Below are 21,875 nucleotides of genomic sequence, written 5' to 3'. Positions count from 1 at the left end.
TTCGTGCGGCGGCTAGTTGGTACCGAACCGTTGCGGACGGACAAAATCGAGGCCGCCGTACGATGCCTTGCCTAGTGCCTCGCCAGCGGCTATTTCGCCGTAGCCGGTGGCGTTTTTGAACCCGGCGCCGGAGAAGCCGGTGGCGGCGTAGATCCTGCTTGACTGGCCCAGGAAGCCCAGTAAGGGCTGGGAGTCGGTGGTGAAAAGGTCCGGGAAGGCGTCGGAGCGGACGATGTTGGGGTAGAGGCCGGGGAGGAATTCGGTGATGGTTTCGGTGGTTTCTTCGATTTCGGCCTGGTTGAGTTCCCTGGGGACTGCGTTGGGGTCTGGTGTGGGTTTGCCGCGGCCGTCCAGGGTTGCTTTGACGGTGGCGCCGTCCACGGCGGGTGCCCCGTACATGGAGCGGTCCGCGTGGATCCGGATGAAGATGGGGAAACGATCGGGGGTGAACTGGGCAGCGTCCCTGGCCACGAACCAGGTCAGGAAGACGCGCTTGGTTACCGTTGCTGCTTTGAGGTGGTGGGGCATGAGGCGTTGGGACCAGCCGCCGGAGGCGATGATGACGTTTTCGAAGGTCCAGGTCTTCCCGGCGGAGGTGATGGTGACGCCGTCGTTGGTTTCGGTGATGCTGTCGATGGGGGTGTTGGTGTGGATGGTCGCACCGTTGGCTTGGGCGGCTTGGATGGCGGCGGTGACGGCGCGGTCGGTGCGCAGGGCGCCGGCGTGGGGGTCGTAGACGGCGATGTCGTCGGGGCGCAGGTTGTGCTGGGGGTAGCGTTCGGCCATGTCCTCGCGGGAGAGGATGACATGCTCGGCGCGGTTGCTACGGGTGGTTTCGAGCAGGGCGGTGAGGTAGGGGCCGTTTTTGGTGCCGATGGACAGGCCGCCGCAGCGGGTGAGGATGTCCTGGCCGGTTTCTGCTTCCAGTTCTGCCCAAAGATCGCGGGAGCGTTGAAGGATGGGGTAAAGGTCCGGGGTGCCGCGGTAGATCATGCGGAACAGGCGGGTGTCCCCGCCCACGGCGCTGCGGCCGTGGGCGGGAGTGTGTGCTTCGAATCCGGTCACGGAGTCGGTGAGGCGGGAGGCCTGCCAGAGGGCCATGGAGCCGATGCTGCCCAGGCCGATGACGGCGAGTTTTCCGTCCATGGTTTACAGCACCTGGTCCAGGAAGGCCTTGGTGCGGGCTTCCTGGGGGTTGGTGAGGACTTCCCGGGCGTCGCCGCGTTCGATGACGTAGCCGTCGTCCATGAAGATCAGGGAATCGGCGACTTCGCGGGCGAAGCCCATTTCGTGGGTGACCACGACCATGGTCATGCCTTTCTTGGCGAGGTCTTTCATCACGGCGAGGACTTCACCGACTTTTTCGGGGTCCAGGGCCGAGGTGGGTTCGTCAAAGAGCATGATCTCGGGGTCCATGGCCAGGGACCGGGCGATCGCGACGCGCTGCTGCTGGCCGCCGGAGAGCTGGGCGGGGTAGTAGTCCCCGAACCCGGCCAGGCCGACGCTGGCGAGCAGTTCGTGGGCGCGTTTGGCGGATTCTTTTTTGTCCGCGCCTTTGACCAGGACCGGCCCGGACATGACGTTTTCCAGGGCGGTCATGTTCGGGAAGAGGTTGAACTGCTGGAAGACCATGCCCACCCGGGTGCGTTGTTCGGCGAGCTTCTTGGGCGGCAGGGCGTGGTACGCGGTGTCGGTTTCGTAGTAGCCGAAGTCCTCGCCGTTGACCTTGAGCACACCGGAGTCCACGGTTTCCAGGCCGTTGATGCAGCGCAGGATAGTGGACTTACCGGAGCCGGAGGGGCCGATGATGCAGCAGATCTCACCGCTGGCGATCTGAAGGTTGATGTCCTTGAGGACTGTCTTGGGTCCGAAGGACTTGCGGATTTTCTGGGCAAGAATCGTGCCGTCGTTACTCATCGGGCAGCACCTTCCGGGTCGGTGAGCACAACCGGCTTGGCCTTGCGGGGAAGCCGGGAGGTTGCGCGGGAGTATTTCTGTTCAAGCTTGGACTGCGGGTAGCTCAGCAGCAGGGTCATCACCAGGTACCAGAGGCTGGCCACGATCAGCAGCGGAATGGTCTCGTAGGTGCGGGCATAGATCAGCTGGGCGCTTTGGAGCAGCTCGGCCACGCCCAGGACACTGACCAGGGAGGTTCCCTTGAACATGCCGATCACCTGGTTACCGGTCGCGGGAATGATCGAGGGCATCGCCTGGGGAATGATGACCTTGCGCATCCTGGTCCCCGCGCTCATCCCGAGGGAGTCCGCGGCTTCGATCTGGCCCTTGCCGACCGAGGAGAACCCGCCGCGGATGATCTCGGCCATGTACGCGGCCTCGTTCAGGGTCAAACCGACCAGCGCCGCGGTGATCGGGCCCATGATCGCGTTCGTGTCCACGGCGGTGCCGATATCGGTAAACGGGATCCCGATCCGCAAATCCGGGTACAGGGCCGAAATGTTGAACCAGAAGATCAGCTGGACCAGCACCGGGGTGCCGCGGAACAACGTGATGTAAAGCCCGGCGGCGATGGAAACCGGCTTCACATGCGAGGAACGCATGATCGCCAGGGCCAGCCCGAGCAAGGTACCCAGGGCCATCGACGCGACCGTGAGGAAAATCGTGAGCATCAGCCCGCGCAGGATCGACTCGGCAAAGAAATACTTCCCCACCACGTGCCACTTGAAGTTGGGGTTGGTCAGGACGGAGGAGAGGATCCCGATGCCGACCAGGATGCTGAAAATCCAGCCGGCGTACTCCGAACGGGTCCGCAGCCGCAGCCGCGGCTTCAGGGCCGGATCAATGCTGCCCATCGTTGCGTCACTTCCTTTTTTGATAGCTGTAGCCATTGGGCCCACCCCTCTAGTTCAGCTTGGCGTCGGTGATGGCCCCGGACTCCAAGCCCCAGGTCTCCAGAGACTCCTTGTACTCCGGGGTTTCCAGAACCGACTGGATGGCCTTCTGCAGCGCCGGGGTCAACGGTGAGCCCTTCTTCACGCCAATCGCGGTCACATCGTTCGAGCCGACGTTGACCCGGCCCAGGAGGGTGAAGGAGTCCGGCTGCTGCTTCTGCGCCCAGCCCAGGGACGTGGTGTCATAAAGGACGCCGTCGATCCGCTTGGAGTGCAGCTGGGTCAGGGCCTCCTGGACGTTGGGCAGCGTCACCGCGTTGATCTCCGGCTGTCCCTTGGACGTGCAGGTCTGCTCGCTCAAGGCGGGCAGGCGCTTAAGCTGGCCGGTGGAGCCCTGGGTCACGGCGATGTTCTTCCCGCACAGGGTCTCCATCGTGAGGTTCAGCGGGTTCCCGGCCGCCACGGCCACCGAGTTGCCGGCCTTGAAGTAATCGATCATGTCCAGGACCTTCAGCCGTTCCTCGGTCTTGGACATCGTGGTGGCGGTGAAGTCGTACCGGCCGCCGTCCAGGCCCGGGACGATCGTGTCGAACTTCGTGTCCACGAACTTCAGGTCCAAATCCAGCTTCTTCGCCACAAGCCGGGCAACATCCGGGTTCAGGCCGATCGGAGTCTGGTTGTCCTCGGCGAGGAAAGTGGTGGGCGGGTAGTGCAGGTCCATCGCGACCGTAAGCTCACCCTTGTCCTTGTAGGACTGCGGCAACAAAGCCACCGCGTCCGCATCAGACTGGACACCCTCAGAGATATCCCTGGTGTTGTTGGTCAGCGACTGCGTCTCTTCGGTTGTGGAACTCACTCCGGCTGCACCACCACAGGCGCTCAGGGCCAGTACAGCGGCGAGCCCTACGGCCGCGGTCTGCAGTTTGTTAATGGTCTTCATGGGATATCTTCCTTTGGGGATTCGAGCCGGGGGACTGCGATGTCGCCACGGGGATGTGGAATTGAAATTGGCGCCTGTGCAAGGGAGCAAAGGGAGTGCGGGGAGCGGCGTCTTCAGTATCGGTTCAGGCCGTGTTTGTGATCCGTGTCTCTTCGGCCTCTACTGCAATGCAACCCTCTCAAGAGTAGATTGTCAACAATTCACAGCAACCTTTTTCTAGTCCGGGTGAGTTCCGGCGTTGAGTCTGCGGGTGCGAAAAGTTGTTGACAATTTACAATTCTGCGACCTACAGTCGACGTATCGGGCAGGAGATCTTCCGGCTTGCGCCAGTGCTTTTCCCGCCGTATGGACGTCACATAACTTCCCCGCCCCCAGGGATACCCCTCCTGATCAAGAACGGAACAGAACATGGCAGAGACCAACTTCCGGCCGAAGTACATCTCGTTTGATATCTACGGCACGCTCATCAACTTCGATATCGATCCCACCACCCGTCGCCTGCTCGATGGACGCATTTCTGAAGAACAGTGGCCGACCTTCAAGAAGCACTTCCGCGGGTACCGGTTCGACGAGGTCCTTGGCGACTACAAGCCCTACGAGCAGATCCTTCAGGATTCCTTTGACCGCGTGTGCAAGTACTGGGGTATTGGGCCGACCCCGGGTGCGGGCGCGGAGTTCGCGGAGGCGGTACGCGGCTGGGTTGCGCACGAGGACGTGCCGGCCCCGCTGAAGCTCATGGGGGACAACTACAAGCTGGTGGCCCTGTCCAATGCCGACGACAGCTTCCTGGACATCAGCATCCCCAAGCTCGGCGCAGACTTCCACGCCGTGCTGACCGCCGAGCAGGCCCAGGCCTACAAGCCGCGTTACCAGGCCTTCGAGTACATGCTCGATACCCTCAACGCCAAGCCGGAGGACTTCCTGCACATCTCCTCGCACACCCGCTACGACGTGCATCCGATGCACGACATGGGCTTCCGCAACCTCTGGCTGCTCGACCGTGGCTACGACCCCATCGGCCCGGGCTACGACCTCAACGTTGCCAAGTCCCTGGACGAAATCAACAAGCACCTCGGTCTCTAACCGACGTCGAGGCGAAAGGCCAAACCATGAAACTCATTCCCTACTGGCTGGACACTGCCGAACCGTCAGCCGACTACCGGCGCACCCCGGTCCCGGAGAACGTCGATGTCGCGATCATCGGCGCCGGCTTTACCGGGCTCTCCGCGGCCCTGGAATTCGCCAAACAAGGCGCCAGCGTTGCCGTTTTCGAACGCCACACCGTGGGTTGGGGCGCATCCGGCCGTAACGGAGGAATGGCGACCACCGGTTTGGCCATCGGCTTCAGCACCGCGGTCAAACGCTACGGCGAGACGCGTGCGGTGGAGTACTTCCGCGAGTACAACGACGCCATCGACAGCATCGAGAAGCTCGTCCACGACCACGCCATCGACTGCGACTTCAACCGCTTCGGCAAGCTCTCGCTGGCCTTCCACGAGTCGCACAACGATGGCTTCCGGAAGTCGCAGGAACTGCTGGCCAAGCTGGTCGATCACCACGTCACGGTTATCCCCAAGTCCGAAATCCACAGTGAAATCGGCACGGACTTCTACCAGGGCGCAATGATGGACCCGCTGGGTGCTGGCCTGCACGTGGGCAAGTTCGTCCACGGACTGGCGAAGGTGGCCGTTGAAGCCGGCGCAGACATCTGCGAGAACGCAGCGGTCACCGAGCTGAAGAAGGTCTCTGGCACCGTACACGATGTGCACACCACGCGTGGCATCACCCGGGCCAAGCAGGTCCTGGTCGCCACCAGCGGCTACACCGGCGGCGTCACCCCGTGGCTGCAGCGCCGGGTCATCCCCGTCGGCAGCTTCATCATCTGCACCGAGCCGCTGCCCGAAGACGTGGTCAACCGCATCCTGCCCAACCGCCGCCAGGCTTCGGACAGCAAGATGCTCACCTACTACTTCCGGATCACCCCGGACAACCGGCTGCTCTTCGGAGGCCGCGCCCGCTTCGCGCTGTCCAGCCCGGACTCGGACGTCAAGAGCGCCGAAATCCTGCGCAAGGCCATGCTCGAACTCTTCCCGTACCTCTCCAACGCCAAGGTGGACTACATCTGGGGCGGCCTGGTGGACCTGTCCATGGACCAGATGGTCCACGCCGGCGTCCACGACGGCCTCTACTACTCGCTTTGCTACAGCGGCCACGGCGTCCAGATGGCGGCGCACATGGGCAAGCGGATGGCCCACTACATGGCCGGCGACAAGTCAGCCAACGTCTGGGAGGACCTGAAGAACCCGCCCGTGCCGGGCCACTTCGGTCCGCCCTGGTTCCTGCCCTTCATCGGGGCTGCAGCCAAGGTCATCGACCGGGTCAAATAGACCAACTTCACCAGCCAGCAAACATAAGGGTCCCCATGTCATCAACACCGGTCGCTGAAGCGCGCCCAAAAAACACCGAGGAAACTGCCTTCAAACGCGCACAGTTCGCCAGCCTTCCGGGTGGTGCCTTCTTCGAAGGAAAGTGGCAAAGCGCCGAAATGACGCTGGAGGTCCGGGATCCCGAGGACGGTGTGCTGCTGGGGCGGGTGTGCAGCTCCACGTCGAACGACGTGGAGCACGCCATCGGCCATATTTACCGCCATCTCCAGGTGGCGGACTGGCCGTTGCGGGCCCGGCGGGAGGCTCTGGAGAAGGCGGTGCTGCTCCTTGGGGAGCAGGCGGAGCGGTTCGCAAACATCATCGCGGCGGAGAGCAGCAAGACCATCACCGAGGCCGAGCGCGAGGTGCGTCGCGCCGCCGAAACCTTGCGGCTTTCCGCCGCCGCCTCCGTGGAACTGGCAGGGGAGACCCTGGGCTTTGAGGACAGCTTGGCCGGTGCGGGCAAGATCGGCTGGTACAGCCGGAAACCGGTGGGCATCGTTGCGGCAATCACGCCCTTCAATGACCCGCTGAACCTGGTGGCACACAAACTGGGCCCGGCGCTCATCGGAGGCAACGGCGTCGTACTCAAACCCTCACACCGGACACCACTGACTGGGCTTGCCCTTGTGAAGCTGCTGCTGGAGGCGGGCGTCCCGTCCGGCCGGATCGCGGCGATCGTGTCCGGTCCTGGCGTCTCCGAGGCGCTGGTGACTGATCCCCGCGTGGACCTGATTTCATTCACGGGCGGTCCGGTGACGGCGGAGCGGATCGCCGCGGCAGCGGGCGGGAAGAAGATCCTTTCCGAGCTGGGCGGAAACAACGCCACGATTGTGTGCGCGGACGCGGACGCCCAGGCTGCGGCCGAGGCGATTGTGGCCGGTGCCTTCGGGGTGGCGGGCCAGAACTGCCTGTCGGTGCAGCGGGTGTACGTGCACACGTCGCTGTTCGATACCGTGCTGGAGCTCGTCACCGCGCGCACCAGGGAACTGAAGACCGGTCCCAAGCTGGACCGCGGCACTGACGTGGGTCCCCTGATTTCGGAGGCTGAGGCCCGGCGGGTTGAGGAATGGGTGGAGGAAGCCAAAACGTCCGGCGCCGCTGTTCATGCAGGCGGGCAGCGGCGCGGGACCTACTACGAACCCACAGTGCTGGCCGACGTGCCTTCCGCATGCCGGGTGATCCGGGACGAAGTCTTCGGCCCGGTGGTATCCATCCTGCCGTTCATTGAAGTGCAGGATGCGGTTTTCGCCGCGAACGCCACCGAGTACGGGCTGCAGGCCGGCGTCTTCACCCGGTCCATCGATCTTGCGCTCCAGATAGCCGAAAAACTGCACGTGGGTTCGGTGGTCATCAATGAAACGAGTGACGTGCGGATCGATTCCATGCCGTTCGGCGGCTTCAAGAAATCCGGTGTGGGCCGGGAGGGCGTCCGGCACGCTGTGCGGGAAATGACCGAGCCCAAGAACACCATCGTCAACCTTGCCGGGGCGCCCCTGCAGCGGCAGCACCCGGTGGCCACCCCTGAACGGAGCGTCTCTTCATGACAGCACACAGCATTGCGGTGATCGCCGGCGACGGCATCGGCAAGGAGGTTGTACCGGCCGCGATTGAGTGCCTGGAACGGATCGCGGAGCTGCATTCCCTGGACCTGAAGTTCACGTACTTCGACTGGGGGTCCGACTACTACCTCCGGCACGGCCGGATGATGCCGGTGGACGGACTGGAACAGCTGGCCCGGCACGACGCGATTTTCCTGGGCGCCGTGGGTTCCCCCGAGGTTCCGGACACGGAGTCGCTGTGGGGCCTGCTGATTCCCATCCGCCGGGAGTTCCAGCAGTACATCAACCTCCGCCCGGTCAAAACGCTCGACGGCGTGCGGTCGCCGCTTGCGTCCAAGGAACAGATCGACATCCTCATCGTCCGGGAAAACAACGAGGGCGAGTATTCCGAGGTGGGCGGCCGCGCCTACCGCGGGCAGCCGCACGAGACCGCTGTGCAGGAAACGATTTTCACCCGCCAGGGTGTGTCACGGGCAGCCCATTTCGCGGCCAGGCTCGCCTCGTCCCGCCGCGGCCTGCTGACCTCGGCAACCAAGAGCAACGGCATCATCCACACCATGCCGTTCTGGGATGAAGTGGTGGAGGAAACGGCCCGGCTGTACCCGGACGTGACCCTGGTTAGCGAGCTGGTGGATGCGCTGGCCGCCCACCTGGTGCTGAAGCCCTGGACGCTGGATGTCATCGTGGCCTCAAACCTGCTGGGCGACATCCTCTCTGACTTGGGAAGTTCGGTTACCGGGTCCATCGGCCTGGCCCCTAGCGCCAACCTGAATCCGGATGGCGACTTCCCGTCCCTCTTCGAGCCGGTCCACGGCTCGGCGCCGGACATCGCGGGCAAGGGGCTGGCCAACCCGGTAGGCCAGATCTGGTCCGGTGCGATGATGCTCCGGCATCTCGGCCACCCGGAGGCTGCCGAGCACCTGCAGCTCGCCTTCGAGTCGGTGCTCCGGGAGGGCCTTGGTACCCGCGACGTGGGAGGCCCGTCCTCGACGTCAGAGTTCACGGCCGCGGTCCTGGCCGCCATCGACGTCTACCACGCGCTGGACGCGATCGATGCGCGGGTACCCGGCGGGCCGGCGGCAGCACCGGCGTCGTCCTCATGACCATGGCGGGCGGGGGCGCAAAGCCCGTTGTCGCAGTCCTGTACCGGGAGGCCCTGCCGCCGCGGCTTGCTGAGATCGAGGCGCTGGCCGAGGTCCGCCTGGCCAAGGCCGACGCACTGGCCGGGGCGATGGATGGCGCCGATGTGCTGTACCAGTGGCATTCGTTCTCCCCGGCGCTGCGTGAGAACTGGGGTGCCGCGTCAACGCTGCGGTGGGTCCATGTGTCCGCCGCAGGGGTGAGCCAGCTGATGTTCGACGAACTGGTGCGCAGCAAGATCCAGTACACGAACTCGCGCGGCGTGCTGAGCCGGGCGATCGCCGAGTTTGCGCTCGGCTTTGTGCTGGACCTGGCCAAGGATGCGCAGGGCTCCTTCAGGCGGCAGCGGGAGCAGCGGTGGGAGCACCGGACCAGCCGGAAGATCCAGGGGCAGCGTGCCCTGGTGGTGGGTACGGGCTCCATCGGGCGCGAAATTGCTTCGCTGTTCCGCGCCGTCGGCATGCAGGTCAGCGGTGCGGGCCGCAGCAGCCGGCCGGGCGACGCCGATTTCGACGAGATCCATTCGTCCCGCGAGCTGGCCCGGATTGTCCCCGGTTTCGACTACGTCGTCCTTGCCGCACCGCTGACCCAGCAGACCAGGGGGCTCGTCGGCGCGGAAGTCTTGGCGGCCATGAAGCCCACCGCCCACCTGATCAATGTGGGCCGGGGCGAACTGGTGGAGACGGACGCGCTGGTGGACGCCCTCTCGGCAGGATCAATTGCCGGAGCCGCACTGGATGTTGTCCATCCCGAACCCCTGCCCGAGGGGCACCCGCTCTGGGCCATGGAGAACGTGATCATCACGCCCCACATGAGCGGCGACACGGAGGACTACCTCGATGACCTGGGGGCGCTGTTCGTGGAGAACCTTCGGCGGTACTGCCTGGGCGAACCGCTCCAGAACGTCGTGGACAAGAACCTGGGCTTCGTCGCGGCTTCCTGACAGAAGTTGCAAAAAAAGCGGGACGGCGGCTGGTTTTCACCAGCCGGCCGTCCCGCTTTTTCCAGTAATCAGCGCGCCGTGCCCGCCAGCTCATCCGGCTGGACAGATTCGTTGGCCTTGCGGTCCTCGAGGTCATCCAGCGACTTGCCCCGGGTGTCGGGGGACAGGAGGGTGGCCAGTGCTGCCACGGCGCAGATGCCGAACGTGACCAGCCCGATGACCACGGGAACGTTGGCCGAGCCCGGAGGCGCCACCGCCGTGAAGATGCTGGGGAAGAACGAGGCGATCATGAGGCCCAGGTTCTGCGATACCGCGAAGCCGGTCACACGGATCCGCATGGGGAACTGCTCCTGGAAGAACGTTGCAAAGGTGGCGTTCCACATCTGGAAGAAGAGGCCCTGCACAATGACGATGCAGACGAAGACCAGTGCAAGGCTGCCCTGTTCGATGGCCCACAGGTAACCGCCAGCCAGCGCGCCACCGCCTATGCCGCCCGTGACCATCAGCATCCGCCGCCCGATCTTGTCCGACAGTGCGCCGAACAGCGGGATAGTGACGACGGCGGCGATGTTGGCCACGAGGGTCACCCAGAGGAAGTCGCTGCTGGAGAAGCCGTTGCCGTAGCCCTTCTGGGTGGCGTAGGAGACGCCGAAGATCAGGGTTGCCATGCCGATCACATTGGTGAAGGTCATCAGGATGCACCGGACCAGGACCCAGGGGTAGCTGCGCACGAGGTCAACGAGTGGGAACCGCGGCTTGGCCTTGCCCTTTTCGGACTGTGCCACGTATGCGGGCGGCTCCTGAACACGACGGCGGATCACGTAGCCGGCCAGGATCACGAAGGCGCTGAGCAGGAACGGGATGCGCCAGCCCCAGGTTTGGAACTGGTCTGCGGGGAGGATGGCGGCAAGGGGAAGCAGGACGGCGGTGGCCAGGATGGAGCCCACCTGGGTGCCCTGCAGACTGAAGCTTGCGAAGAAGCCGCGCTTGGCGTCGGGGGAGTGCTCCACGATCATCGCGCTGGCGCCGCCTAGTTCACCTGCAACGGCGAAGCCCTGGATGAGGCGGAGGATCACCAGCAGGATCGGCGCCAGGATGCCCACCTGCCCGTACGTGGGCAGCAGGCCGACGGCGAAGGTGGCGAAGCCCATCAGCAGCATGGCGAAGACGAGCACCTGCTTGCGGCCGTGCCGATCACCGTACGCACCGAGAACGACGGCGCCTACCGGGCGGGAAACGTAGCCCACCGCGTAGGTGGCAAGCGAGGCGATGATCCCCACGGTGGGGTTCTCGGTGGGGAAGAAGATGGCGGGGAAGATGAGCGTCGCGGCCAGCGAGTACAGCGCGAAGTCGTAGTACTCGAGTGCGCTCCCGATCCAGCCGCTCATCGCCGCTTTTCTCGGGTCCCTTTTGCCGGCACTGGCTTCAGGGGCTGGATGCAATGCCCCGGGGGTGGTGCTCATGTGGTGATTCCTTCGTCGTCATTGGCAAGGAGCCGGAACCTGACTGGTTCCGCACGGTCAATGTGACCTTGGTAGTCCTGCAGGGAAAGCCCGTTCCCTTGAATCGTTTCATTAAAGATTAGTCCGTGACGTACGCTACGTCAACGCCGACAACCCCTGCTGGCTACAGGCAAGGGGTTGTTGTCCCCTTAACGTGCTGCTATTTTGTTGCCACTTACTCCCATAACGGCGTGTGGAGGCCGGAAATGAGCGAACCATCCAGGAGAGTAATCCCCGAACAGGGTGAGTTTGATGAGGAACCCGGCGAAGGCCGGCCTGCCCGAAAAACAAGCCGTATTTGGCTTGTCCGCGGCCTCGGCGTGGCACTGGCCATCATCGTCTACTTCCTTCTCAGCAACTCCGGCCTGTCCAATGACGCCCGCGTGGTAGCCGCCGTCGGTACCCTCATGGCGGTCTGGTGGATGACGGAGGCGATACCCCTGTCGGTGACGTCGTTGCTGCCGATCGCCCTTCTGCCCCTGCTGACGGAACGCAGCATCGCCGAGACCACCGCCCCGTACGCGAACCCGATCGTCTTCCTGTTCCTCGGCGGCTTCCTGATCGCGATTGCCATGCAGAAGTGGAACCTGCACCGCAGGATCGCGCTGTTGACATTGCGGCGGGTGGGCACCCATCCCCGCCAGATCATCCTGGGAATGATGATCTCCACCGCGTTCCTTTCAATGTGGGTGTCCAACACGGCCACCACGCTAATGATGCTGCCTATTGCCCTGAGCGTGCTGACCCTTGTGGTGGAGAACAGCAGGCACGGCGCGGAAGCCGCCGTCGGCACTGGTGGTAAGAACTTGGGTGAGGAGCTCCGGTCCGGTGGGGCCGTCAGTGACCTCATCGAGAATCGTGAAGTGCGTCTTTTCGGCGTCGCCCTGCTTCTGGCCGTGGCATGGTCAGCCACGATCGGCGGACTGGGAACCCTGCTCGGCAGCCCTCCCAACGCCATCGTGGCCGGCTACGTCAGCGATGAACTCGGTAAGGAGGTCGGGTTCGCCCAGTGGATGATGCTCGCCGTCCCTATTGTTGTCGTCTTCATCGGACTTGCATGGCTGCTCCTCACACGGCTTATCTTCCGTTTCCACTTGGAGGAGGTGCCCGGCGGCAAGCAGCTGATCAATGACGAAATTGCTGCCCTCGGCCCCATGAGCCAGGGTGAAAAGATCGTGCGTGCTGTCTTCGCGGGCGCCGCTTTCTTCTGGATTGTTCCGGGCCTGCTGTCCAACATTGGTGACCTCGGTGATCAGATGCCTTTCCTGGACCTCTTCGACGACACCATGGTTGCCATTGCGGCCGGTGCGCTGCTGTTCATCATCCCCGGCGACAAGAAGGGGAATATGACCCTCAACTGGAAGGATGCAGAGGAAGGTTTGCCATGGGGCGTCCTCCTGCTTTTCGGAGGCGGCCTCTCGCTGGCTGCAGCGGTGGCAGGCACCGGCCTGGACGCATGGTTTGGTGAGCGGGTCACTGGCCTAGGAGCGCTGCCGATCATTTTGCTGCTGGCCACGGTGGTCCTCATCGTCCTGTTCCTTACCGAGATCACGAGCAACACCGCGACTGCTGCCACCTTCATCCCCATCCTGGGCGGGGTCGCCGTCGGTATCGGCATCGATCCCATGACGCTGCTTATTCCAGCGGCACTGGCAGCCACCTGCGCATTCATGCTCCCAGTGGGAACGCCCCCAAACGCCATCGTCTTTGCGACCGGGAACGTCAAGATCAGCGAGATGGTGCGGGGAGGCATCGTGCTCAACGTTGTGGGCGTCCTGCTGATCACCATCTTCACGGTGCTCATCGGCCCCTTCGCATTGGGCCTGGTGCTCTGACACCTGTTGGGTGCCTTACTCAGCACCGAGAACGTCGAACTGTCTTCGCCGGGCTGGGGGAATGAAAGTGGAGATTGACAGAGTCGCAGTGCTTTCGGACTGCTTTACAGGGAACCCCGTAAAGCTGGCTAACCGCCGAAGAGTGGCGAGAGGGAAGCCCAGAGCTGCTGGACACCCAGGACGACGAACAGCAGGGCGCAGCATCCCAGCGCGATGTTCGTGTGCAGCCTGTTCGCCCATGCCTTGGGTATCCGCTTGCCGTTGAGCAGGCCCAGCAGTGTGAGCGCCAGGAAGGGCATAAAGAGGGCCCCCAGTGCGCCGTAGGCCAGGATCAGTCCGATCGGCTTGCCCAGCGCAAACAGGATCATGGGCGGGAATGTCAGCCAGAGAAGGTAGAACTTGAAGTACTTTCCACCCACCCGCGTGTCCGGGTGGCCTGATTTCTTGCCCCGCATGTTGCCCCAGAAATCAGCAAACATGAGTGAGACACCGTTCCAGACGCCGATGAGGGAGGAGAAGGAAGCGGCCCAGAAACCGATCAGGAAGCCGGTGCCCACCACGTCGCCATACTCTGCCTTGAGCACGTCAGAGAGACCCAACAGTCCTTCATCACCGGCACTCAGTGAAACACCGGCGGAGCGGACAACTTCTGCACCCACGATGAGCATGGCGACCACGAAGATGCCGGTCATGACGTAGGCCATGGAGTTGTCGATCCGCATTACCTTCATCCACTTCGGGGTGTACCAGCCCTTTTCACGCAGCCAGTAACCGTAGGCTGCCAGGGTTATGGTTCCGCCGACGCCGCCGGCCAGGGCCATCGTGTAGAAAACGCCGTCCTTTGCCTCTGGGATCATCGGGACCAGGCCGGCAATCATCTCGGGAATGTTCGGAGTGGCGATGATTGCGAGGCCGACGACGGTAACGAACATCATGCCAACCAGGGCGGCGGTGATCTTCTCGAAGGTGGCGTATTTGCCCCACCAGACCATGGCGAATCCTGCCAGGCCCATCAGGATGGCCCACGCCCACAGCGGCAGGATGGGGAACACCGCAGCCAGGGGCAAAGCTGCCGAGGACATGGCCGTCGCCCCATAAACGAAGCCCCAGATGATGATGTAGGGGCCGAAGTACCAGGTGGTCCATTTGCCGAGGGAGCGCCATCCCTCGAAAATGGTCATTCCAGTGGCAAGCGTGTAGCGCCCGGCGCCTTCAACGAGGATGATCTTCAGGATCACGCCAACAATGACGGCCCAGAACAGGCCGTAGCCGTAGCGGGAACCGGCCACCAGTGTCGCTACCATGTCAGCGGCACCTACGCCGGTGGCAGCAACCACCAGGCCAGGGCCGACGATGCGCCATTTGGCGGCCCGGCCGCCGTCGTCGTCTACGCGGTCCGCGTGGCTGACTCCGGAAGGAACCTGCTGGCTCACAGTCATGAGCCGTTTATTCCTTGGGGTTATGCTGTCCATGGCATCGTTGCTCATGGCTCCTCCTCGATGTTGTTGGGGTCCTGAAAGTAAGAGGACTGAAGCCAAACTACGGGCGACTGGTGCCATGTCAAAGGCAATCCAGGGTTTCCTAACACTCCCTTAGGTTTCGGCGCCGGCACACCATACGATGTCGTTTTGCGGATGCTCACCGAGCTGAAAAGGGACCCAGGCAGATGGAATTGCTGATCGTCGAGGACGACGATGCCATGGCTTCTGCCCTCGAGGCTGCCGTCGTGTCGGCCGGGCACAAGGCAACCAGGGTGCCCCGTGGAACGGATGCGCTGCTGGTCCACCGGAAATTCGAAGTCATTCTCCTGGATCTCGGACTGCCCGACCTTGACGGCCTGGACGTCCTCCGCAAACTCCGGCAGGTGACACAGTGCCCCATTCTGATCCTCACTGCCCGCGATGACGAGCGGAGCGTAGTCCTGGGGCTTCGGCTGGGGGCAGATGACTACCTGGTCAAACCGGTGAAACTCGTGGAACTGCTCGCCAGGATCGAGGCTGTGACCAGGCGGATGGCCTGGACCACTGGGGCCCAGGACCGCAATCTCACAGTCGGGACACTCGACGTCGACCTCGACCGCCGCATTGCATCGGTAGGATCCCGGGTTCTGCCGTTGACCGCCACGGAATTCGATCTGTTGGCGCTCCTGGTCCAGCACGCGGGGTCAGTGGTTACGCGGGAGCAGATCCTGGATGCGCTGTGGGGGGACGCGTTCCTGGCCTCATCCCGTTCCCTGGATGTCCACCTCACGGGACTGCGTGCGAAACTGGACCTGCCGGGCTTCATCATCAATGTCCGCGGCGTCGGTTACAGGATTGAATCGGAACCCGCATGAGGCTGCGCGTCCTGGGCGTGCTGAGCCTGGTGTCCCTGCTCTTGGTGATCGGCGCGTCTTTCGCTCTGCTGACGTCGGCCAGCCGGGAGCTGACACAGGAGCTCCAAATCAACCGTGCTGCGGCACTCAACCGGTTCGCGCAGGTTGCCTCCGATGCCGCCCTGGACAATGACACCACTCAGCTTAAGAGGGAGATGGACAGGTACTCCGAGCTCTACGGCGAGGGCATCATCATCCGCCTCCAGGATGAGACGCTGAGCTCCGGCAGGTTGGATCAGGATCGCGACGACGTTCGCACCGCGCTTTCCAGCGCGAGCCTTAATCTCAGCAGTACCACGTTGCCGCCGCTGCTCCCGTTTGGATCGGGCTCTGAAGTGATCTCCCGGTCCTTTGGAAGCGCAAACCAGGTCCTGGGCGAGGCAGTGCTCGAAGTCACCCAGGACGCGGCCCGGCAGAAGCTGCGGGAGCGGTGGCTCGCGGTTGGCCTCGTGGCGGCAGCTCTCTGGGCTGTACTGCTTTTCATGGCGGCACGGGTCACGGGCTGGGTGCTGCGTCCCATTCACCGCTTGAACTCTGCCGTGACGGAACTTGCCGCCACAGGCCGGACCAGCCATCTTCCCGAAGACGGCCCGCCGGAGCTGCGGGAACTGAGCCACTCTTTCACCACCATGGCGCAGGCCGTCACGGGAAGCATCGACTTCCAGCGCCAGCTGATTGCCGACACATCGCATCAATTGCGCAACCCGGTGGGTGCCCTGAGGCTAAGGATGGACCTGCTGCAGCTTCAGCTGCAAACACAGCAGGAGCAGGAGGCTGCGGCGAAGGTACTGGCAGAGCTGGAACGGGTGGAAGACATCCTCGACGGCGTGCTGAAGCTCGCTGCTGCGGAGCACCGGGCCGTCGAAGGTGCGGCCCGAACTGCGGTTGGTCCCGCGCTCCAGACCGAATCCCTCACAGATCCCATGATCGTGCTGCAGGAAGAAGTGGAGCGTGCCGGGCCCGCGGCACAGCGCTCGGGCGCGGAGCTGATCCTGGAGGCACCGGACAGCCCGGTGGAACTGAGGTGCAACCCGGCGGAACTGGCACAGATGGTCGGGGAGTTGATTAACAATGCGATCAAGTACGCCCCCAGTGCCCGAATTACTGTTGCCCTCAGCCGCCTCCCCGGAACGGCGGCAATAGAAATTGCCGACGACGGCCCGGGACTCTCAGCGGAGGAGAGGGCGGCGTCCCTCAGCAGATTCTGGCGGTCTCCAAGGCATAGGGATATCCGGGGTAACGGCTTGGGCATGACAATCGTGAACCAACTCGTCGGGGCAAACGGTGGCCGCCTGATCCTGGACCATCGCGTGCCCCACGGGCTGATCGCCCGCCTTGAGTTTCCCCTACCCGTCCAGGCCGCACCTGCGGCGAGGCCCGCCCATGAGGAATAACGCAGGGATGAGGAATAACCCAAGGACCCCTGGCTCCATGCCGCGGCGGTCCGCCCTGAAAGCGGCACTCACTTTGGGGTTGGTGAGCCTTCTTGTTCCGGCCGTCAATTCCTGCTCTCCGGATGACAAGCCGGAGAACATGACGGTTGCCGGCGGCGAGCCCGGCGGCTTCTACCTCGAATTCTGCACCCTTCTGGCTGAGTCGCTTCGGCGCCATGGGGTGGCCGGCAACGCCGTCCCCATGACGACTGGGGGCAGCCTGGAGAATATGGAACGGCTGATGGCGGGCGAGGCGACCCTGGCGGTTGCCCTGGCAGATGCCGCAGTGGAGAAAGCTGCCGCCGAGTCCGGCAGGATCGTTGCCCTGGGAAAGGTGTACGAGAACTACGTCCACTGCATTGTGCGAACGGACAGCGGCCTCCGGAACCTCACCGACCTCGCCGGCAAAACGGCCGCCATCGGCGCCGTTGGATCAGGAACATCCTTTACCGCCCAACGGATCATCAAGGCCGCCGGGCTGGCGGGGCCTTCGGGCCGGGCTGTCCGGGAGGTCCACCTCGGCCTCAATGCCGGGCTGGCTGCGCTTCGGGCCGGTTCCGTGGATGCGCTGCTATGGTCTGGTGGCGTACCCACCGCTGCCATAGCTTGGGCCAACAGCGAAGTGGGCCTCCGGTTCCTCGAACTTTCTCCCGTTATCCCCGCCCTGCGAGGAAATCACGGCGCCTATTACGACCGCGTCCTCATCCCTGAGAACAGCTATGAGGGGACTCCCGCCGTCGGAACGGTAGGGGTAGCGAATCTGCTGCTCTGCCGCCGTGACCTGGATGACCGGACAGTTACCCGGACGGTGGAGCTCCTGGTGAACCACGCTCGTGAACTCATTCCCCTGTCCAGTCGTGGCGTCCAGTTCCTGAGCCGGGAAACCCTTATCAATACCGCTGGCCTGCCCCTGCACCCAGCAGCGGTTGCTGCCTATCAGGCGCTGCACGGCTAAGTCTGAGCTAGCCGGAGCCCTCCCAAGCCGGGGAAGCAAGCGCCACCCCAGGCCGTATCCTCCCGTCCACGTTTGTCCCCAATACCTGGGCCCCCGTTCCCAGCCGCCGGACGTAAACTGACCCTCGCACCACCTTTGTGGACAGTCCGTCAGCCGGGAGCCGCCCATGCTCTGGAAACTGCTTGTTGAATACCTGCGGCCACACCGCACGCTGCTGCTCGTCGTCGTGATCTTCCAGCTGGCGCAGTCCATCGCGTCCCTGTACCTGCCCACGCTGAACGCGGACATCATCGACGAGGGGGTGGCCAAGGGGAACATCGGCTACATCGTGAGCCTCGGCGGCGTGATGCTCGGCATCACCCTGCTGCAGATTGCCTGCGCCATCATCGCCGTCTACTTCGCTGCGAAGGCCGCCATGGGTGTGGGCCGGGACCTGCGCGGCGCCATCTTCCAAAGGGTGGGGGAGTTCTCCGAGCAGGAGGTCACCAAGTTCGGGGCGCCCAGCCTCATCACACGATCCACCAACGACGTCCAGCAGGTCCAGCAGCTGGTCCTGATGTCCGCCACCATGCTGGTCACCGCCCCCATGCTCAGCATCGGCGGGGTGATCATGGCCATCCGGCAGGACGTGCAGCTGTCCTGGCTGATCGCCGTCGCCGTCCCGGTGCTGCTCATCGCCGTCGGCCTGATCACCGCCCGGATGGTGCCGCTGTTCCGCAAGATGCAGAAACGGATCGACACCGTGAACCGCGTCCTCCGCGAGCAGCTCACCGGCATCCGCGTGGTCCGCGCCTTCGTCCGCGAGGACATCGAAACGAACCGCTTCGCACAGGCCAATGAGGACGTCACGGACACCGCCCTGCGCGCCGGCCGGCTGATGGCGCTCGCGTTCCCCGTGGTGATGCTGGTGCTGAACGTCTCCAGCGTGGCCGTCATCTGGTTCGGCGCGTTCCGCATCCAGGACGGCTCCATGCAGGTGGGCACCCTGATCGCGTTCCTCAGTTACCTGTTGCAGATCCTGATGTCCGTCATGATGGCCACGTTCATGGCCGTGATGATCCCGCGTGCCGCCGTCTCCGGCGACCGGATCGGCGAGGTCCTGCGGACCGAGTCCAGCGTCCGCCCGCCGGAGCGCCCCGTCACCACCAAGGTGAGGAACGGCGAGCTGGAGATGCGCGACGTCGGATTCGCCTACCCGGGTGCCGACCAGCCCGTCCTGTCCGGGATCAGCTTCACCGCCAGGGCAGGGCAGACGACGGCGATCATCGGCAGCACCGGCGCGGGCAAGACCACCCTGGTGAACCTCATGCCCCGGCTGTTCGACGCGACCACCGGCTTGGTGCGGATGGACGGCGTGGACGTGCGCGAGCTGCACCCGGACCTGCTCTGGGGGCACATCGGCCTGGTCCCGCAGCGGCCGTACCTGTTCAGCGGCACCGTGCGCAGCAACCTGCTCTACGGCAAGCCGGACGCCACGGAGGACGAGCTGTGGGAGGCGCTGGAGATCGCGCAGGCCCGGGACTTCGTGGAGCGGATGGACGGGGGCCTGGACGCGCCCATCAGCCAGGGCGGCACCAACGTCTCCGGCGGCCAGCGGCAGCGGCTGGCCATCGCCAGGGCCCTGGTGAAGCGGCCCGAGCTGTACATCTTCGACGACTCGTTCTCCTCGCTGGACACCGGCACCGACGCCCGGCTCCGGCAGGCCCTCAAGCGCAGCACCGCCGGCGCGACGCTGGTGATCATCGCCCAGCGCGTGTCCAGCATCGTGGACGCGGACCAGATATTAGTGCTCGACGACGGCAGGATCGTGGGGCGCGGAACGCACAGCCAGCTGCTGGAGACATCGGAGACGTACCGCGAGATCGTGTCCTCCCAGCTCGCGGCGGAGGAGACGGTATGAGCCCGGAACCCGCTTCCTCATCCGGCACCAAGGCCGCGCCCGCCTCCGCACCGGGCGGCGCCGCCGTCGTACGCATTCCCCGTCCGGCAGGCGGCCCCGGGCGCGGTGGACCCTTCGCGGGGATGAACGTCCCGGCGGAGAAGGCGATGAACTTCTGGCCGTCCGCCAAACGTCTGCTGGGGAGGCTGCGGCCGGAACGGGCGTGGCTGCTGCTGGTGTTCGTGACGGCGGTGGCCGGGGTGGCTCTCTCGGTGATCGGGCCGCGGCTGCTGGGGGAGGGCACCAACCTGATTTTCGCCGGGGTGGTGTCCCGGGACCTGCCGGCCGGGACCACCAAGGAGCAGGTGATTGCGCAGCTGCGGGCGGCGGGGGAGAACCAGCAGGCGGACATGCTGACACCCATGGCGCTGACGCCGGGGCAGGGGATCGATTTTGCCGCGCTGGGCAGCGTGCTGACGTGGGCGCTGGTGCTGTATGTGCTGTCGTCCGCGTTTATGTGGGTGCAGGCGTATGTGCTGAACGGGGTGGTGCAGCGGACGGTGTTCGGGCTGCGCGGGGAGATCGAGGCGAAGATCCACCGGCTGCCGCTGCGGTACTTCGACTCGATCCAGCGCGGCGAGATGCTCAGCCGGGTCACCAACGACGTGGACAACATTTCGCAGAGCCTGCAGCAGACCATCAGCCAGGCGGTCACGTCGGTGCTGACGGTGCTGGGCGTGCTGGTGATGATGTTCATCCTCTCGCCCACGCTGGCGCTGATCGCGCTGGTGACCATTCCGCTGACGCTGGGGATCACGGCGCTGATCGCTAAGCGCTCGCAGAAGCTGTTCGTGGCGCAGTGGAAGCACACGGGGGAGCTGAACGGGCAGATCGAGGAGACCTACACCGGGCATGCGCTGGTGAAGGTGTTCGGCCGGCAGCAGGAGGTGGGCGAGCGGTTCCGGCAGAAGAACGCGGAGCTGTATTCCGCCAGTTTCGGGGCGCAGTTCATTTCCGGGCTGATCATGCCGGCCATGACGTTCATCGGGAACCTGGTGTACGTGGGGATTGCCGTGGTGGGCGGGCTGCAGGTGGCGTCCGGGGCCATGCAGCTGGGCGACGTGCAGGCATTCATCCAGTACTCCCGACAGTTCACCATGCCGCTGGCGCAGCTGGGGTCCATGGCCAACGTGCTGCAGTCCGGGGTTGCCTCAGCGGAGCGGGTGTTCGAGCTGCTGGATGAGGAGGAGGAATCTGTTGAGCCTGCTGCTTCTGCTTCGCCGGTGTTTGGGCGCGGGCGGCTGGTGTTCGAGGACGTTTCCTTCTCGTATTCGCCGGACAAGCCGCTGATCTCTGGGCTTTCGTTGGTGGCGGAGCCGGGGCAGACGGTGGCGATCGTGGGGCCCACCGGGGCGGGAAAGACCACGCTGGTGAACCTGATGATGCGGTTCTACGAGCTGGATGCGGGGCGGATAACGCTCGACGGCGTGGACGTCACCTCGGTGCCGCGGCGTGAGCTGCGCTCGCGGATGGGCATGGTGCTGCAGGATACGTGGCTGTTCGGCGGGACCATCCGCGACAACATCGCCTACGGCCGGCCAGGTGCTTCCGAATTTGAAATTCTCGAAGCCGCACGCGCGACGTATGTGGACCGGTTCGTGCGCTCACTGCCGGACGGGTACGACACCGTGCTGGACGACGAGGGCGCGAACGTCTCCGCGGGGGAGAAGCAGCTGCTGACGATTGCGCGGGCGTTCCTGGCCCGGCCGTCGGTACTGATTCTGGACGAGGCGACCTCTTCTGTGGATACCCGGACCGAGGTGCTGGTGCAGAAGGCGATGAGTGCATTGCGGTCCGACCGGACCTCATTTGTGATTGCCCACCGCCTGTCCACTATCCGCGACGCCGACCTCATCCTGGTGATGGAGGCGGGCCGGATCGTGGAGCAGGGCACGCACGCCACACTGCTGGCCGCCGGCGGGGCATATGCCCGGCTGTACGAGGCACAGTTTGCGGCGCCCGTGGCGGAGGTTTGAC

General features: G+C 64.3%; 17 protein-coding genes. 11 read left to right on the top strand and 6 right to left on the bottom strand.

The genetic code is table 11. The features are described 5' to 3' along the window. Positions 1-12: 12 nt before the first annotated feature. The 4 genes from solA to AC5RTT_RS01550 are packed head-to-tail and all read right to left on the bottom strand — an operon-like array spanning position 13 to position 3,789. Complete coding sequence (gene solA / locus AC5RTT_RS01565) at positions 13-1,146, bottom strand: N-methyl-L-tryptophan oxidase (protein WP_494143728.1); 1,134 nt, start codon at positions 1,144-1,146, stop codon at positions 13-15. A 3-nt stretch (positions 1,147-1,149) separates the two neighbouring features. Beyond that, positions 1,150-1,917, bottom strand: coding sequence for an amino acid ABC transporter ATP-binding protein (locus AC5RTT_RS01560; RefSeq protein ID WP_494143727.1), 768 nt, complete (start codon positions 1,915-1,917; stop codon positions 1,150-1,152). After that, positions 1,914-2,810, bottom strand: coding sequence for an amino acid ABC transporter permease (locus AC5RTT_RS01555; protein ID WP_494143726.1), 897 nt, complete (start codon positions 2,808-2,810; stop codon positions 1,914-1,916). The genes AC5RTT_RS01560 and AC5RTT_RS01555 overlap by 4 nt, the downstream gene beginning before the upstream one ends. 49 nt (positions 2,811-2,859) lie before the next feature. Then, a complete protein-coding gene (locus AC5RTT_RS01550) occupies positions 2,860-3,789 on the bottom strand; it encodes an ABC transporter substrate-binding protein (RefSeq protein ID WP_494143725.1) in 930 nt (309 codons plus the stop codon). 408 nt (positions 3,790-4,197) lie between these two features. Between AC5RTT_RS01550 and AC5RTT_RS01545 the strand changes: the two genes are divergently transcribed. The 5 genes from AC5RTT_RS01545 to AC5RTT_RS01525 are packed head-to-tail and all read left to right on the top strand — an operon-like array spanning position 4,198 to position 9,860. Next, the gene (locus AC5RTT_RS01545) at positions 4,198-4,872 is read left to right on the top strand and encodes a haloacid dehalogenase type II (protein WP_494143724.1); all 675 of its coding nucleotides are present in this window, start codon (positions 4,198-4,200) and stop codon (positions 4,870-4,872) included. 26 nt (positions 4,873-4,898) lie between these two features. Further along, the gene (locus AC5RTT_RS01540) at positions 4,899-6,176 is read left to right on the top strand and encodes an NAD(P)/FAD-dependent oxidoreductase (protein WP_494143723.1); all 1,278 of its coding nucleotides are present in this window, start codon (positions 4,899-4,901) and stop codon (positions 6,174-6,176) included. A 35-nt stretch (positions 6,177-6,211) separates the two neighbouring features. Further along, positions 6,212-7,762 carry an aldehyde dehydrogenase family protein gene (locus AC5RTT_RS01535; RefSeq protein ID WP_494143722.1) on the top strand — a complete coding sequence of 517 codons (1,551 nt, stop codon included), beginning with the start codon at positions 6,212-6,214 and terminating at the stop codon, positions 7,760-7,762. Then, entirely contained in the window at positions 7,759-8,880 is a 1,122-nt protein-coding gene (locus tag AC5RTT_RS01530) for a tartrate dehydrogenase (RefSeq protein WP_494143721.1), read from the top strand. The genes AC5RTT_RS01535 and AC5RTT_RS01530 overlap by 4 nt, the downstream gene beginning before the upstream one ends. Next, positions 8,877-9,860 carry a D-2-hydroxyacid dehydrogenase gene (locus AC5RTT_RS01525; protein WP_494143720.1) on the top strand — a complete coding sequence of 328 codons (984 nt, stop codon included), beginning with the start codon at positions 8,877-8,879 and terminating at the stop codon, positions 9,858-9,860. The genes AC5RTT_RS01530 and AC5RTT_RS01525 overlap by 4 nt, the downstream gene beginning before the upstream one ends. A gap of 68 nt (positions 9,861-9,928) precedes the next feature. Here AC5RTT_RS01525 and AC5RTT_RS01520 read toward each other — a convergent pair whose 3' ends face one another. Then, positions 9,929-11,323 (bottom strand): MFS transporter, encoded by a 1,395-nt coding sequence (locus AC5RTT_RS01520; RefSeq protein ID WP_494143719.1) that lies wholly within the window; start codon positions 11,321-11,323, stop codon positions 9,929-9,931. 245 nt (positions 11,324-11,568) lie between these two features. Here AC5RTT_RS01520 and AC5RTT_RS01515 point away from each other — a divergent pair, with 245 nt between their 5' ends. Further along, entirely contained in the window at positions 11,569-13,197 is a 1,629-nt protein-coding gene (locus AC5RTT_RS01515; protein ID WP_494143718.1) for an SLC13 family permease, read from the top strand. A gap of 128 nt (positions 13,198-13,325) precedes the next feature. Here AC5RTT_RS01515 and AC5RTT_RS01510 read toward each other — a convergent pair whose 3' ends face one another. Then, a complete protein-coding gene (locus AC5RTT_RS01510; protein WP_494143717.1) occupies positions 13,326-14,636 on the bottom strand; it encodes an Nramp family divalent metal transporter in 1,311 nt (436 codons plus the stop codon). A gap of 227 nt (positions 14,637-14,863) precedes the next feature. Here AC5RTT_RS01510 and AC5RTT_RS01505 point away from each other — a divergent pair, with 227 nt between their 5' ends. From AC5RTT_RS01505 to AC5RTT_RS01485, 5 genes are all read left to right on the top strand, one after another. Continuing rightward, complete coding sequence (locus AC5RTT_RS01505) at positions 14,864-15,532, top strand: response regulator transcription factor (RefSeq protein ID WP_494143716.1); 669 nt, start codon at positions 14,864-14,866, stop codon at positions 15,530-15,532. Further along, a complete protein-coding gene (locus tag AC5RTT_RS01500; protein ID WP_494143715.1) occupies positions 15,529-16,965 on the top strand; it encodes a sensor histidine kinase in 1,437 nt (478 codons plus the stop codon). The genes AC5RTT_RS01505 and AC5RTT_RS01500 overlap by 4 nt, the downstream gene beginning before the upstream one ends. 7 nt (positions 16,966-16,972) lie before the next feature. Beyond that, the gene (locus tag AC5RTT_RS01495) at positions 16,973-17,959 is read left to right on the top strand and encodes a TAXI family TRAP transporter solute-binding subunit (RefSeq protein WP_494143714.1); all 987 of its coding nucleotides are present in this window, start codon (positions 16,973-16,975) and stop codon (positions 17,957-17,959) included. Positions 17,960-18,125: 166 nt separating this feature from the next. Then, positions 18,126-19,859, top strand: coding sequence for an ABC transporter ATP-binding protein (locus tag AC5RTT_RS01490; protein WP_494143713.1), 1,734 nt, complete (start codon positions 18,126-18,128; stop codon positions 19,857-19,859). Continuing rightward, positions 19,856-21,874 carry an ABC transporter ATP-binding protein gene (locus AC5RTT_RS01485; protein ID WP_494143712.1) on the top strand — a complete coding sequence of 673 codons (2,019 nt, stop codon included), beginning with the start codon at positions 19,856-19,858 and terminating at the stop codon, positions 21,872-21,874. The genes AC5RTT_RS01490 and AC5RTT_RS01485 overlap by 4 nt, the downstream gene beginning before the upstream one ends. Position 21,875 lies beyond the last annotated feature (1 nt).

This window comes from Arthrobacter sp. Y3221157 (genome assembly GCF_059089865.1).
The sequence above is the reverse complement of the archived record's forward strand: the minus strand, read 5'-3'. Positions and strand labels throughout refer to the sequence as shown.

What these genes read in the sequence shown, in the direction of transcription:
- solA (WP_494143728.1), bottom strand. Translation starts at nt 1,146, where the DNA reads ATGGACGGAAAACTCGCCGTCATCGGCCTGGGCAGCATCGGCTCCATG.
- AC5RTT_RS01560 (WP_494143727.1), bottom strand. Translation starts at nt 1,917, where the DNA reads ATGAGTAACGACGGCACGATTCTTGCCCAGAAAATCCGCAAGTCCTTC.
- AC5RTT_RS01555 (WP_494143726.1), bottom strand. Translation starts at nt 2,810, where the DNA reads ATGGGCAGCATTGATCCGGCCCTGAAGCCGCGGCTGCGGCTGCGGACC.
- AC5RTT_RS01550 (WP_494143725.1), bottom strand. Translation starts at nt 3,789, where the DNA reads ATGAAGACCATTAACAAACTGCAGACCGCGGCCGTAGGGCTCGCCGCT.
- AC5RTT_RS01545 (WP_494143724.1), top strand. Translation starts at nt 4,198, where the DNA reads ATGGCAGAGACCAACTTCCGGCCGAAGTACATCTCGTTTGATATCTAC.
- AC5RTT_RS01540 (WP_494143723.1), top strand. Translation starts at nt 4,899, where the DNA reads ATGAAACTCATTCCCTACTGGCTGGACACTGCCGAACCGTCAGCCGAC.
- AC5RTT_RS01535 (WP_494143722.1), top strand. Translation starts at nt 6,212, where the DNA reads ATGTCATCAACACCGGTCGCTGAAGCGCGCCCAAAAAACACCGAGGAA.
- AC5RTT_RS01530 (WP_494143721.1), top strand. Translation starts at nt 7,759, where the DNA reads ATGACAGCACACAGCATTGCGGTGATCGCCGGCGACGGCATCGGCAAG.
- AC5RTT_RS01525 (WP_494143720.1), top strand. Translation starts at nt 8,877, where the DNA reads ATGACCATGGCGGGCGGGGGCGCAAAGCCCGTTGTCGCAGTCCTGTAC.
- AC5RTT_RS01520 (WP_494143719.1), bottom strand. Translation starts at nt 11,323, where the DNA reads ATGAGCACCACCCCCGGGGCATTGCATCCAGCCCCTGAAGCCAGTGCC.
- AC5RTT_RS01515 (WP_494143718.1), top strand. Translation starts at nt 11,569, where the DNA reads ATGAGCGAACCATCCAGGAGAGTAATCCCCGAACAGGGTGAGTTTGAT.
- AC5RTT_RS01510 (WP_494143717.1), bottom strand. Translation starts at nt 14,636, where the DNA reads ATGACTGTGAGCCAGCAGGTTCCTTCCGGAGTCAGCCACGCGGACCGC.
- AC5RTT_RS01505 (WP_494143716.1), top strand. Translation starts at nt 14,864, where the DNA reads ATGGAATTGCTGATCGTCGAGGACGACGATGCCATGGCTTCTGCCCTC.
- AC5RTT_RS01500 (WP_494143715.1), top strand. Translation starts at nt 15,529, where the DNA reads ATGAGGCTGCGCGTCCTGGGCGTGCTGAGCCTGGTGTCCCTGCTCTTG.
- AC5RTT_RS01495 (WP_494143714.1), top strand. Translation starts at nt 16,973, where the DNA reads ATGAGGAATAACCCAAGGACCCCTGGCTCCATGCCGCGGCGGTCCGCC.
- AC5RTT_RS01490 (WP_494143713.1), top strand. Translation starts at nt 18,126, where the DNA reads ATGCTCTGGAAACTGCTTGTTGAATACCTGCGGCCACACCGCACGCTG.
- AC5RTT_RS01485 (WP_494143712.1), top strand. Translation starts at nt 19,856, where the DNA reads ATGAGCCCGGAACCCGCTTCCTCATCCGGCACCAAGGCCGCGCCCGCC.